This window comes from Spiroplasma endosymbiont of Acasis viretata, assembly GCF_964031275.1.
GTDB classification, from domain to species: Bacteria; Bacillota_I; Bacilli_A; order Mycoplasmatales; family VBWQ01; genus Spiroplasma_E; species Spiroplasma_E ixodetis_A.
In genome coordinates this window covers 385966-399490 of sequence record NZ_OZ035019.1, presented here as the reverse complement: position 1 = coordinate 399490, position 13525 = coordinate 385966, and the positions used below count along the sequence as shown (strand labels likewise).

The 13525-nt window shown below is 23.6% G+C and carries 16 protein-coding genes and 1 pseudogene; 5 read left to right on the top strand and 12 right to left on the bottom strand.

Features of this window, described 5'->3' with window-relative positions; all coding sequences use genetic code 4:
* Window positions 1-87 precede the first annotated feature (87 nt).
* Window positions 88-1326, top strand: coding sequence for an IS256 family transposase (locus AAHM96_RS02265; RefSeq protein WP_342273692.1), 1239 nt, complete (start codon window positions 88-90; stop codon window positions 1324-1326).
* A gap of 116 nt (window positions 1327-1442) precedes the next feature.
* Here the strand turns inward: AAHM96_RS02265 and AAHM96_RS02260 are convergent.
* The 9 genes and pseudogenes from AAHM96_RS02260 to AAHM96_RS02225 all read right to left on the bottom strand — a co-directional run.
* Window positions 1443-1922, bottom strand: a pseudogene (locus tag AAHM96_RS02260) (transposase); the annotation flags it as partial.
* Window positions 1923-2108: 186 nt separating this feature from the next.
* Entirely contained in the window at window positions 2109-3365 is a 1257-nt protein-coding gene (locus AAHM96_RS02255) for a hypothetical protein (RefSeq protein ID WP_342273459.1), read from the bottom strand.
* Between the two features lie 188 nt (window positions 3366-3553).
* On the bottom strand, window positions 3554-3976 hold the full coding sequence (locus AAHM96_RS08405; RefSeq protein WP_342273670.1) for a transposase family protein: 423 nt from the start codon (window positions 3974-3976) through the stop codon (window positions 3554-3556).
* A 2-nt stretch (window positions 3977-3978) separates the two neighbouring features.
* Entirely contained in the window at window positions 3979-4371 is a 393-nt protein-coding gene (locus AAHM96_RS08400) for a transposase family protein (protein ID WP_342272745.1), read from the bottom strand.
* A gap of 33 nt (window positions 4372-4404) precedes the next feature.
* On the bottom strand, window positions 4405-4734 hold the full coding sequence (locus AAHM96_RS02245) for a hypothetical protein (protein WP_342273458.1): 330 nt from the start codon (window positions 4732-4734) through the stop codon (window positions 4405-4407).
* Window positions 4735-4805: 71 nt separating this feature from the next.
* On the bottom strand, window positions 4806-5429 hold the full coding sequence (locus tag AAHM96_RS02240) for a DDE-type integrase/transposase/recombinase (RefSeq protein WP_342273457.1): 624 nt from the start codon (window positions 5427-5429) through the stop codon (window positions 4806-4808).
* 353 nt (window positions 5430-5782) lie between these two features.
* Window positions 5783-6760, bottom strand: coding sequence for an IS3 family transposase (locus tag AAHM96_RS02235; protein ID WP_342272824.1), 978 nt, complete (start codon window positions 6758-6760; stop codon window positions 5783-5785).
* Between the two features lie 100 nt (window positions 6761-6860).
* Window positions 6861-7082, bottom strand: a complete 222-nt coding sequence (locus tag AAHM96_RS02230; protein WP_342273456.1) for a hypothetical protein — start codon at window positions 7080-7082, stop codon at window positions 6861-6863.
* 128 nt (window positions 7083-7210) lie between these two features.
* Window positions 7211-7861: a hypothetical protein gene (locus AAHM96_RS02225; protein WP_342273455.1), complete on the bottom strand. Its 651-nt coding sequence runs from the start codon at window positions 7859-7861 to the stop codon at window positions 7211-7213.
* Window positions 7862-7979: 118 nt separating this feature from the next.
* Here AAHM96_RS02225 and AAHM96_RS02220 point away from each other — a divergent pair, with 118 nt between their 5' ends.
* Window positions 7980-8957 carry an IS3 family transposase gene (locus tag AAHM96_RS02220; protein WP_342272797.1) on the top strand — a complete coding sequence of 326 codons (978 nt, stop codon included), beginning with the start codon at window positions 7980-7982 and terminating at the stop codon, window positions 8955-8957.
* 255 nt (window positions 8958-9212) lie between these two features.
* Here AAHM96_RS02220 and AAHM96_RS02215 read toward each other — a convergent pair whose 3' ends face one another.
* Both AAHM96_RS02215 and AAHM96_RS02210 read right to left on the bottom strand, forming a co-directional pair.
* A complete protein-coding gene (locus AAHM96_RS02215) occupies window positions 9213-9482 on the bottom strand; it encodes a hypothetical protein (RefSeq protein ID WP_342273454.1) in 270 nt (89 codons plus the stop codon).
* Window positions 9483-9814: 332 nt separating this feature from the next.
* Window positions 9815-10504, bottom strand: coding sequence for a hypothetical protein (locus AAHM96_RS02210; RefSeq protein ID WP_342273453.1), 690 nt, complete (start codon window positions 10502-10504; stop codon window positions 9815-9817).
* A 268-nt stretch (window positions 10505-10772) separates the two neighbouring features.
* Between AAHM96_RS02210 and AAHM96_RS02205 the strand changes: the two genes are divergently transcribed.
* The 3 genes from AAHM96_RS02205 (at window position 10773) to AAHM96_RS02195 (ending at window position 12475) form a co-directional block, all read left to right on the top strand.
* Window positions 10773-11562 (top strand): IS5 family transposase gene (locus AAHM96_RS02205; protein ID WP_342273050.1). Its coding sequence is split into 2 segments (ribosomal slippage): window positions 10773-11033 and window positions 11035-11562, totalling 789 coding nucleotides; the frame shifts between segments, so codons are not numbered across the junction.
* 449 nt (window positions 11563-12011) lie between these two features.
* Window positions 12012-12251 carry a transposase gene (locus AAHM96_RS02200; RefSeq protein ID WP_342273447.1) on the top strand — a complete coding sequence of 80 codons (240 nt, stop codon included), beginning with the start codon at window positions 12012-12014 and terminating at the stop codon, window positions 12249-12251.
* A gap of 98 nt (window positions 12252-12349) precedes the next feature.
* A complete protein-coding gene (locus AAHM96_RS02195) occupies window positions 12350-12475 on the top strand; it encodes a hypothetical protein (protein ID WP_342273452.1) in 126 nt (41 codons plus the stop codon).
* On the opposite strand, the gene AAHM96_RS02190 is transcribed toward AAHM96_RS02195, so the two are convergent.
* Window positions 12472-13449 carry an IS3 family transposase gene (locus tag AAHM96_RS02190; protein WP_342272797.1) on the bottom strand — a complete coding sequence of 326 codons (978 nt, stop codon included), beginning with the start codon at window positions 13447-13449 and terminating at the stop codon, window positions 12472-12474. The two genes, AAHM96_RS02195 and AAHM96_RS02190, sit on opposite strands and share 4 nt — an antisense overlap.
* Window positions 13450-13525: the final 76 nt, after the last annotated feature.

The window sequence follows — 13525 nt, the reverse complement described above, 5'->3', positions numbered from 1 at the left end:
TTTAGTAATCTGTGTAACTTACAAAAATAACTATGTTTAATTAATTCTAGTAAATATAATTAAATGACTAGAAAGAGTGAGTTACAGATGGCTAAAAAGCAAAATATTAATAATAATGATCCAATATCAAAAGCAGTAGATTTATTATTAGAAAATACTGAAGATTTAACAACAGTTTTTAAAGAGGGAGGATTGTATAAAGAATTAACAAAAAGATTAGTAGAAAAAATGTTGAATTCTGAGATGCAAAATTATTTAGGATATGATAAGAATCAACATAGTAATAGTGACAATGCTCGTAATGGTATAAGTTCAAAAAAATTAATAACTCAACAAGGTAAAATTGAGATTGATGTACCACGAGATCGCAATAGTAATTTTAATCCTGTAATAGTTGCAAAAAGACAAAGAAGATTTGATGGTTTTGATCAACAAGTTCTTTCTTTATATGCAAAAGGAATGACATTATCAGATATTAGAATGCAATTACAAGAGTTATATCATGGTGCTGATATTAGTGAAAGTGTTATTAGCCAAATTACTGATGATGTTATTGATGATGTAAAAGCATGGCAAAATCGACCATTAGAAAGTGTCTATCCGATTGTTTATTTTGATTGCATAGTAGTGAAAGTACGACAAGATAAAAGGATTATTAACAAATCAGTTTATATAGCTTTAGGAGTTGATTTAGAAGGTAAAAAAGATGTTTTAGGTTTATGAATTAGTGAAAATGAAGGTGCTAAATTTTGATTAGCAAATTTAACAGAAATGAAAAATCGTGGCTTAAATGATATTCTTATTGCCTGCAGTGATAATTTAACAGGCATGTCAGAAGCAATACAATCAGTTTATCTTAAAACAGAACATCAATTATGCATAGTTCATCAAATTAGAAATAGTTTGAAATATGTCTCATATAAGCATAGAAAATCTCTAGTTGCAGATTTAAAACCAATTTATAGTGCATGTAGTGAAGAACAAGCAATGCAGGCTTTAGAATCCTTTGAAAGTAAATGAAATAAACAATATCCTCAAATTGCTAAATCTTGATATAAAAATTGAGATAATTTAATGGTTTTTATTAGTTATCCAGTAGAAATCAAAAGAGTGATTTATACTACAAATGCTATTGAATCTGTAAATAGTCAATTACGAAAAGTTATCAGAAATAAAAAAGTTTTTCCTAATGATATGGCAGTTTTTAAAATATTTTATTTAGCAATTGAAAATATAACAAAAAAATGAACAATGCCCATTCAAAATTGAAATACAGCAATTGCTCATTTTATGATAAAATTTGAAGATAGAATTAATCTAAACTAGTACTTTGTAAAACAAAGATACACAGATTACATAAAAGCCTCAAAAAATTAAATACTAGCTTACAAATGGTTGTTCTTGCCTTTATTTCAATTTTATTGAAAAGATTTTAAACAGGTTCTTACATCATCAATAACATCATCAGTAATTTGGCTAATAACACTTTCACTAATATCAGCACCATGATATAACTCTTGTAATTGCATTCTAATGTCAGATAATGTCATACCTTTTGCATATAAAGAAAGAACTTGTTGATCAAAACCATCAAATCTTCTTTGCCTTTTAGGAACTATTACAGGATTAAAATTACTATTGCGATCTCGTGGTACATCAATCTCAATTTTACCTTGTTGAGTTATTAATTTTTTTGAACTTATACCATTACGAGCATTGTCACTATTACTATGTTGATTCTTATCATATCCTAAATAATTTTGCATCTCAGAATTCAACATTTTTTCTACTAATCTTTTTGTTAATTCTTTATACAATCCTCCCTCTTTAAAAACTGTTGTTAAATCTTCAGTATTTTCTAATAATAAATCTACTGCTTTTGATATTGGATCATTATTATTAATATTTTGCTTTTTAGCCATCTGTAACTCACTCTTTCTAGTCATTTAATTATATTTACTAGAATTAATTAAACATAGTTATTTTTGTAAGTTACACAGATTACTAAACATTACCAAAAATAGTGATTAAAACTTTATTAATTATGTTAATAAGCATTTTACTTTATTTCAGTTATGATTTGAAGTTGTTGCTAGTAGTTGTTCTTGTTAGTTTACTGTATTTCGTATAGATGAATCAAAATTTTGATTATTTTCTGATTTAATATCTAAATTTTCAGAAATATTGTTTAAATTATGATTTATTATGTTGTTACTTAGTTCGTTGGTATTTTTTTCTTTTCTGTTATCTAGTTCTTGTTTTAAAATCTTATATTTTGTTTCTAATTTTATTTCTTTTTTATCACTAGTAAGATTTTTAATTATTGCTTCACGCTCTTTTTTTTCTTTAACTTTTTGGTTTGTACTTTTAAAATATTTATTTCTAAATCATGATTTAACTTTTTGTGTAGCATTTTCATATAGTGACGAAATTTCTTTAAAGACAATACCTGCAACAGCAAAAGAAACGGCAATTATAACTTTTGTTTCAAGTAGTAATGCTGTTGCAGTTGCAGGTATAAGTGCAGGAATAACAAAAGTACAAATAGGAACTACAACTCCAAGAAATAAAGTAATTCCAATAATAATACCTCATGTTTTTCATTCTTTTTTACTTGGTTTTAGTTTAAAATCTTGTTGTTGTTTTAAAAAATCTTTTGCTGTTATTTTTTTTAAATTTTGATTTTGTTCATCAATTAAAAAAATATTACTTTTATATTCATTTATATTTTTGTAGTATTTGGTTTGTTTTATTATTTTTAAACTATCATCATTAATATTATGAAAAGTTAATATTTCTTCAGTTATAGATTTATTTGCATTAACAAAAGTTGTAATAAAATATAGTTCATTATTAATAGGTAAAATTTCTTCGTGAATTTTTTCAATCCCTGTATCTTTTCTTTGCTTTTCATCATAAATTGTTATGGCATTATATTTAAATTTAGCAAAATTTACATTGCCTTGCTTTAGTTTTAATTCTTCATTTTCTTTTTTAAGTTGTTGAATTTCCTTTTTTAGTTCTTGAATTTTTCTTTGAACTTGTATTAGTTCTTCTGCATTTGGTTTTGGTAAATTTAAGTAATTAGTTAATTTTGTTCATATATCATTATTTGTTTCTTGCTCTTTTTCGTTATTTGTTAAACTAGTTGCAATTGGTTCTAAATTTTCTTGATTTATTTCTGATAGGTCATTATTAACTAGCTGATTATTAGCATCATCTTTTTCAATTATTTTAAATGCTGAACCACCATGTCTACTTTTTTCTAAAACTTCAATGTTTGTTTGTTTTTTAATTTCTTCTATGGATTTATTTTTTGATAGAAAATTATATGTTTGTGATTTAGTCTTATCTATTGTTGCCATTTTAATATCTCCTTTTAAACATTAAAACCCATTTACTTTGGTATAAAAGTAATGGGTTAAAACTTATATATTGGATAACAACTACATGTTATCAAATTTTGTGTATTTTACAATTATTTAAAGTTTTAACCAAAATTGAATTATTAAATATCAATATTATTAAATATTTCAATAGACTTGGTGCAAAACTAAGGTAATTCAAAATTATATATTTCTGCTATTAAATTAAATCTTAATGCAAATCTTCGTATTTTATTGCGATATTTTAAAGTTAAAATTTTAAAACGTTTTAGTTTAGCAAATACGTGTTCAATTTTAATTCTAATTTTGCTTAAAGTTTTATTGTATTCTTTTTGAATTGGTATTAATTTATTGTATTTACTTTTTTTAAATGGCAAAAATGTATTTTTATGAATATTTTGTATTCCTTGATAACCTGAATCAACAAAAACTTGTTTTTCTGGATGAATAAAAGTTTTAGATTTTAAAAGTAATTTAAAATCATGAATGCTTCCAAAACAAAAAGCGGTTGAAATAATTTTTCCATTTAAAATATCAATAATTATTTGCGATTTAAGAGTATGATGTTTGTTTTTACCCGAAAAAAGTAATTTTAGTTTTTTTTAATTCTTTCAATTGGAGTTTCAGTAGCATCAATAGCTAGTAAAGTATTATTGATTCCTTTATTTTTGATTAAATCTTTTTTGCCAGATAAATTAAAAATTCCACTTTTTATTAAAGTATTTTCAATTCAAAAAATATTACGAATGCAGCTAGTATGACTAATATTATATCTTTTTGCAATAACTCTATAACTACTATACTCTTTTCAGTATTCTAATGTCATTAATAAACGATTTTCTATTGATAATTTATTAGGTTTACCACCAACTGCTTTTTTAATTGCTTCAGCTTTTTTTAAAATTTCAACCATTTTTTGAAATGTTTGTAGTTTTATTCCCACTAAACTATAAAATTCTTGTTCATCTTTGTATTTTTTTAACATAATAATTATCACCTTTGATATTAATAATAACGGTTAAATTATTAAAATTAAAGGTTTTGCACCAAGTCTACTACAAAAAACAATATAAACTGATGGTGTAGTTAATAATTTTGTTTTTTGAATTGATTGTAATTGTTCAATTTGTAAATCAATTAAATAATTATTTTCATCACTACTTCTTTTTGTTTTTTGTGATTTTAAATTATTAATTTGTTCTATAAAATCATAATTTTGATTTGTTTTTATGATTTTACATGGCATTGTAATTGTTTTTAATAAATCAGCAAAATCAGCAAGCACTGTTGCTTGTTGAGATTCATTTAATAAAGTTAAATTTATTGTTTCTAATTTAATACCGGACATAAAAAGATTGTCTTTTAAATATTTAAATGGTGGTTGGCCCTTAATTACTGGACCATTTTTGATATAAAATTCTAAATTTTAATTTGTAAAATTGGTGGTTTTAGAAATTTAGAATGTATTCTTTCATAATTATAAAACATAACATATTGATTTACATCATTTATAGCTTCATTGATGGATAAATATTGATTTGATCCTTTAGGTAGTCATTCTTGAGATAAATGAGAAAATCAGTTTTCAGATAATACATTACCACCAATATCATAAGGTTGTTTTTTGCTTAAAATTATTTGTTTATCCTCTGCTCATTTTGTGATATCTTGACAATAAAATTCGTTGGCGTTATCTGAATGTAAAATAACATTTTTTATTTGATTTCAAGAAAATTGTTTGTTGATTTTTTCAAGAGCAGGAAGAATTAAATCCTGATATGATTTATTAGGAGCAATATTATAACTAACAACATTATTTGAATAAAAATCAATAATTACAAAAAGATATAATCATCCTTTTTTAGTATTTATTTGTTTAGTATCCATTGATCAAATTTGATTTGAAGAGGTTGTACTTTTATAATCTTTGTTTACTTTATCCATTGTAGGTATTCACTTATTTGGATTTTTTTTGTTTTTAGGATAGTTATTTTTAGTTTGTTTTAATCCTTGAATATTGTGTTCTTTCATAATTTTTCGCATTTGTTTTATTGATAATTCTATATTTAAAATGATATTTTTTTCTTGTTTTAATCACTCTTTAAAAGCTGAAAAAATTCTTAAATATCCATAAATTCTGCCTTTTCTTGTAGAATGAAATTCGATTAAAAGTTGGCATATTTTTTGATATTTATGATTGCATTTAATAATATGATTTTCTTCTTTTTTAATAGGTTTTTGTTTATTTTTTAAAAAGTAATATGTTGATCTGTTTAATTGAAGATATTGACATAGGTTTCTAATTGAATATTGATTTTTACAATCATCAATAATTTTAATTTTTTCTTTGATAGGTGGTTGGCCCTTAATTACTGGACCATTTTTGATATAAAATTCTAAATTTTAATTTGTAAAATTGGTGGTTTTAGAAATTTAGAATGTATTCTTTCATAATTATAAAACATAACATATTGATTTACATCATTTATAGCTTCATTGATGGATAAATATTGATTTGATCCTTTAGGTAGTCATTCTTGAGATAAATGAGAAAATCAGTTTTCAGATAATACATTACCACCAATATCATAAGGTTGTTTTTTGCTTAAAATTATTTGTTTATCCTCTGCTCATTTTGTGATATCGTGACAATAAAATTCGTTGGCGTTATCTGAATGTAAAATAACATTTTTTACTTGATTTCAAGAAAATTGTTTGTTGATTTTTTCAAGAGCAGGAAGAATTAAATCCTGATATGATTTATTAGGAGCAATATTATAACTAACAACATTATTTGAATAAAAATCAATAATTACAAAAAGATATAATCATCCTTCTTTAGTATTTATTTGTTTAGTGTCCATTGATCAAATTTGATTTGAAGAGGTTGTACTTTTATAATCTTTGTTTACTTTATCCATTGTAGGTATTCACTTATTTGGATTTTTTTTGTTTTTAGGATAGTTATTTTTAGTTTGTTTTAATCCTTGAATATTGTGTTCTTTCATAATTTTTCGCATTTGTTTTATTGATAATTCTATATTTAAAATGATATTTTTTTCTTGTTTTAATCACTCTTTAAAAGCTGAAAAAATTCTTAAATATCCATAAATTCTGCCTTTTCTTGTAGAATGAAATTCGATTAAAAGTTGGCATATTTTTTGATATTTATGATTGCATTTAATAATATGATTTTCTTCTTTTTTAATAGGTTTTTGTTTATTTTTTAAAAAGTAATATGTTGATCTGTTTAATTGAAGATATTGACATAGGTTTCTAATTGAATATTGATTTTTACAATCATCAATAATTTTAATTTTTTCTTTGATATTTAATTTGTTAATTACTAATGCTATTTGTTTAATTTTATCCATTAATAAAAATCCTTTCAGGTTAAAATTAGTGTTAATTATATAACACAATTGTTTTTAGAATACATTCAGGTTTTTTAAATTAATGGTCTAGTAAAAAGGGCTAAGTGGCAAGTGGCAATTTAACAATGTTTTTATCATTTTCTAATTCAAAATTAGGATTTAAATTTACAGTTGAACTTTTACCAATCATTGTTAAATATTTAAAAGCACGAATAATCATTTCATATGCTTTTGTTTCATTTTTTAATTTTTGAATACTAATAAAACCAAGTCCAATTATTATTAAACTTAAAGAAAATTTTAAATAAACATTAATCGACAATAAGAATGCTATTGAAATAGATATACTTATAAAAATCAATAATACTAATAAATCAGTTAGATTTATGCCCCGAAAAATTTGATAATGAATTTTTTTAGTGCTTTTTGGTAAATTTACTTTTTCCATTTTTATTCTCCTTTATTATCTTTTTTTATACCAATTGACAAATTAGATTTTGTTTTTCTCATAGGTTTTTTACCTAATTTTTTGGTATCGTATCAGTCACTTTTATGTTTTTCTGTATTATTTTTAGATTGATTTTCATATCAATTTGGTTGACCATTTTCAAAATATTTATCAACAATCTTTTGGTCAACTTCACTGCTAGGTTTATTTGTATATCTTCCTGTTGTGCCATAAATAACACCCTTTTTTACACTAGTAGTTTCACCAATATTTGTTGAACTATCAATGTTTTCTTTTTTTAAAGGAGGTTTTTTAAATTGATTTTTTAAATTATGTGATTCATGTTTTGATGTACCTTTTGCATATTGTTGAGAACTTTTTGACTTGACAATATTTGCCAGTTTTTTAGTTGGAATTACAATTGCATGTTTACCTGCTCTTTTTAAACTACCCTTTGCTCCAAATGTTTTATATGTAGCAACTGTTCCTCCAATAAATCCGGCTGTAGCTAAGACCGAACCAACAGTTGTTTTGGTACTAAACTTGGCGAATTTTGCAAGTCCACCACTTTGCAATCTATTTAAAACCCCATTACTTTCTCCATCTTGGTTTTTACCTAACATTTTTCTTTTTCCTATAAGGCCACTTGCCACTTGCCACTTGCCACTTAGCCCTTTTTACTAGACCATTAATTTAAAAAACCTGAATGTATTCTAAAAACAATTGTGTTATATAATTAACACTAATTTTAACCTGAAAGGATTTTTATTAATGGATAAAATTAAACAAATAGCATTAGTAATTAACAAATTAAATATCAAAGAAAAAATTAAAATTATTGATGATTGTAAAAATCAATATTCAATTAGAAACCTATGTCAATATCTTCAATTAAACAGATCAACATATTACTTTTTAAAAAATAAACAAAAACCTATTAAAAAAGAAGAAAATCATATTATTAAATGCAATCATAAATATCAAAAAATATGCCAACTTTTAATCGAATTTCATTCTACAAGAAAAGGCAGAATTTATGGATATTTAAGAATTTTTTCAGCTTTTAAAGAGTGATTAAAACAAGAAAAAAATATCATTTTAAATATAGAATTATCAATAAAACAAATGCGAAAAATTATGAAAGAACACAATATTCAAGGATTAAAACAAACTAAAAATAACTATCCTAAAAACAAAAAAAATCCAAATAAGTGAATACCTACAATGGATAAAGTAAACAAAGATTATAAAAGTACAACCTCTTCAAATCAAATTTGATCAATGGACACTAAACAAATAAATACTAAAGAAGGATGATTATATCTTTTTGTAATTATTGATTTTTATTCAAATAATGTTGTTAGTTATAATATTGCTCCTAATAAATCATATCAGGATTTAATTCTTCCTGCTCTTGAAAAAATCAACAAACAATTTTCTTGAAATCAAATAAAAAATGTTATTTTACATTCAGATAACGCCAACGAATTTTATTGTCAAGATATCACAAAATGAGCAGAGGATAAACAAATAATTTTAAGCAAAAAACAACCTTATGATATTGGTGGTAATGTATTATCTGAAAACTGATTTTCTCATTTATCTCAAGAATGACTACCTAAAGGATCAAATCAATATTTATCCATCAATGAAGCTATAAATGATGTAAATCAATATGTTATGTTTTATAATTATGAAAGAATACATTCTAAATTTCTAAAACCACCAATTTTACAAATTAAAATTTAGAATTTTATATCAAAAATGGTCCAGTAATTAAGGGCCAACCACCGTTTTGCACCAAGTCTATTTATATGCTAAAGAAGCTGTATATAAATTCAACAAGATACCTAGTTTTGAAACTGTAATGCTATGTTTGATTTAAAAATGTGGCGAGAAGTCCATAGATAGGCTTTTCTCAGCATTTATGTGATAAAATTAAAATAGTACATAAAGGGAGAAAAGCCATAAAAACACTCAAACTTGAGTGTTTTTATAGTTTTTTTAAAAAGCGAATTTGCTTGCAAGTATTAAAGTTCAGTCACTACTAAAATAAGCATTTTTTTTTAGTTCTTTAATATCAATTTCTTTTTTTTTTCAGTTTTTTTTGATGTTAATTAAATTTATGATTGATAATGGAATAGTCACAATACAAATCATCATAGCAATTGATGTATATATTGCTCATAACATAAATCATTTTTCAACTTTAATCATTTGTGATGTTTCTTTTATTGCTACAACATCATTTTTTTTGTTTTTTTGTTTTTTCATTAGTAATAAAATACTAATTATTCCAAAAGAATTTAATGCTAAAAAATACAAAAATAATCATAAAAATCGATATTTTTGTTGTTGAATTTCATTACTATTAATTACAAAAATACTTAAACTATATGAAATAATAACTGCTTCAAAAACATAAATGGAATATGAAATAAATTTTTTATCTGCATTATTTAATTTACTTATCAACATTAATGCAAAACATAATCAAAAAGTAAGAATACCGATACAAGAATAAATAACACATATTTTCATTATATTTTTTCAACACGGATCATTTTTAAAATATTTTCATAGACTTTTAAACACTTAAATCACCCTTAATTACTTCCAAAACCCATATCTGGTATAAATCAAAGTAAACCTAACCAAGCACCATTTCCATAATCATAAGATTTTAATATAGCTGCATTTGTTGTTATTACGCTAGCAATAATTAGTGCTACGGGTACTAAATAAGGTGCTGCTTCTATGATTTGCTCAGCAATTTCTGTGGTTGATTCTCCAAAATCAGTAAATGCTTCAATTTTATTTGAACTTAAATGCAATTTTGCTCAACCAAATCAGTATCAATATGTTTCATATCAAATTCCATCAATTTTTAGATTTTTTATTTTTGGGAAATTAAAATGTGCTTTTTCTTGTTCATCAAAAGTTAGCATTTTGTTTTTATAAAGTCAGTTTAAAGTTTTTAAATACTCATCACTAGTAATAATTTGATAAATTTTTAAATCTCATTTTTTTTCATTTAATTTTGTTTTATCAAATACAACTACATCATTTTTTAAACCAATAGCAGTTAATAAATTTTCTTTTAATTCTTGTTTTTCTTGTTCAGTTTTAAAATTAAAATATTTTTCTATATATTCAAAATCTTCTGGTGTTGATATTCATTTTTGTAAATTGTTTTCCTTGTGTAGTTTAGTATTTGCTGTTGTTAAGATACTAATTTGTGGACTTGTAGCTAACAGTGTTGCTAAAACAAAAATATTTGCAATATTTTTTTTCATAATAATACTACCCCTTAAAATTATTTTTATAAAATCTAAATCTAAGTTTAATATTACAACTTTTAAAAAGTTAAAGAAAAAATATGATTATGTTATGTAATTTTACTATATAGTCTTAAAACACTCATATTTGCTGTTTTTAGCGATGTTTTAATTTTGAATATAAAGGGGGACTAGGGGTAAGGTTACTTTTGTTCTTTTAGAACCTGTTTAAAATCTTTTAGAGAATAGGATAAAATGATTATATATTTTAAAATAAGAGGTATATATGTGTAAAAATTATCCTAGTAATGTTAGCAAAGAGCAATTTGAAAATATAAAATCAATTTTAGAAAATACTAAAAAGAGAACTAAACCAAGAAGTTTAGATTTATATGAAGTATTTTGTGCAGTTTTATATGTATTAAAAAGTGGTTGCCAGTGAAGAATGTTACCAAAAAATTTTCCAAAATGACAAATTGTATATTATTATTTTCAAGCTTGAAGTAAAAATAATAATAAAGAACCTAGTGTATTACAATTAGTTTTAAAAAAAATTAGTCAAGGCATTTCGTATCAATAATGGTAGAAAAGAACAAACTAGTTTTTGTATAATTGATTCACAAAGTGTTAAAAATACAGATACTACTAAAAATAAAGGTTATGATGCTGGTAAAAAGATTTCAGGAATAAAGCGTCATATTGCTGTTGATTCTCAAGGTTTACCACATGCAATTTACATAACCACAGCAGAAAAAACAGATCGTAATAGTGCTATAATAATGATTGAAAATGAAAAAGAGAATCTTTCTGCAGTTCAAAAAATACTAGTAGATGCTGGTTATACTGGTGAAAAATTTGCTTCTAAAATTAAAACAATTATAAATGCAAATGTTGAAGTTATAAAACGTAATGAATTACATTCTTTTGTAGTATTACCAAAAAGATGAGTTGTAGAACGAAGTTTTGCATGATTAGAAAAATGCAGAAGATTATGAAAAAATTGTGAAAAAAAATTAAATACTAGCTTACAAATGGTTGTTCTTGCCTTTATTTCAATTTTATTAAAAAGATTTTAAACAGGTTCTTACATTTAATAAAACATCATGCAGTTAAAAATTGATTAGAAAAAAGAAAACAAAAATAAAATTGAAAGATTATTATTACTTTTGTGTATAATTTGACTAGAATTCTGATTTCACTCTATAAAAAGTATGCCTTACTTCCGTAAGGAATTAAAAAAGGTTTTAAAACCTTTTTTAATTTTTTATTGATTAATAATTCAATTAGTTTTCTTTCAATTAAAATGAAAAAAATTTTAAAAGTTGATCATAAATTAAAAATTTTAATAAATTTTAATTGAATAATAAGGACTAATTATATCTTTTTTTACTAAAATTAGTAGTAAAAGGTATTTTTGCATTATAAATATTTCATTTTATTATTTTTATATTGGATGGGGCCACTTTATTGGACACTAATTACATAGACAAGTGAACAAATTAGTTAAAAGAAAGGAATTATAATTATGGTCACTATTAACTCATATTCAGATGAATTTAAAAAACAAATAGTAGCTTTATATCAAAGTGGCAAATCGGTATCTTGCCTTGCTAAAGAATACAATGTTACAAGAGCAGCTACTTACAATTGAATTAAGCAATTTACTAAGGCTTTTCTCCCTTTATGTACTATTTTAATTTTATCACATAAATGCTGAGAAGAGCCTATCTACGGACTTCTCCCCACATTTTTAAATCAAACATAGCATTACAGTTTCAAAACTAGGTATCTTGTTGAATTTATATGCAGCTTCTTTACCATATAAATGAACATGATGTTTTGCAACTTTGATATGTGTTTTAAATGTTCTTCTTATATGTTTTCAAACTGATTCAATTTGGTTGCTATTTAGGTGGTTGGCCCTTAATTACTGGACCATTTTGGTGGTTGGCCCTTAATTACTGGACCATTTTTGATATAAAATTCTAAATTTTAATTTGTAAAATTGGTGGTTTTAGAAATTTAGAATGTATTCTTTCATAATTATAAAACATAACATATTGATTTACATCATTTATAGCTTCATTGATGGATAAATATTGATTTGATCCTTTAGGTAGTCATTCTTGAGATAAATGAGAAAATCAGTTTTCAGATAATACATTACCACCAATATCATAAGGTTGTTTTTTGCTTAAAATTATTTGTTTATCCTCTGCTCATTTTGTGATATCTTGACAATAAAATTCGTTGGCGTTATCTGAATGTAAAATAACATTTTTTATTTGATTTCAAGAAAATTGTTTGTTGATTTTTTCAAGAGCAGGAAGAATTAAATCCTGATATGATTTATTAGGAGCAATATTATAACTAACAACATTATTTGAATAAAAATCAATAATTACAAAAAGATATAATCATCCTTCTTTAGTATTTATTTGTTTAGTGTCCATTGATCAAATTTGATTTGAAGAGGTTGTACTTTTATAATCTTTGTTTACTTTATCCATTGTAGGTATTCACTTATTTGGATTTTTTTTGTTTTTAGGATAGTTATTTTTAGTTTGTTTTAATCCTTGAATATTGTGTTCTTTCATAATTTTTCGCATTTGTTTTATTGATAATTCTATATTTAAAATGATATTTTTTTCTTGTTTTAATCACTCTTTAAAAGCTGAAAAAATTCTTAAATATCCATAAATTCTGCCTTTTCTTGTAGAATGAAATTCGATTAAAAGTTGGCATATTTTTTGATATTTATGATTGCATTTAATAATATGATTTTCTTCTTTTTTAATAGGTTTTTGTTTATTTTTTAAAAAGTAATATGTTGATCTGTTTAATTGAAGATATTGACATAGGTTTCTAATTGAATATTGATTTTTACAATCATCAATAATTTTAATTTTTTCTTTGATATTTAATTTGTTAATTACTAATGCTATTTGTTTAATTTTATCCATTAATAAAAATCCTTTCAGGTTAAAATTAGTGTTAATTATATAACACAATTGTTTTTAGAATACATTCAGGTTTTTT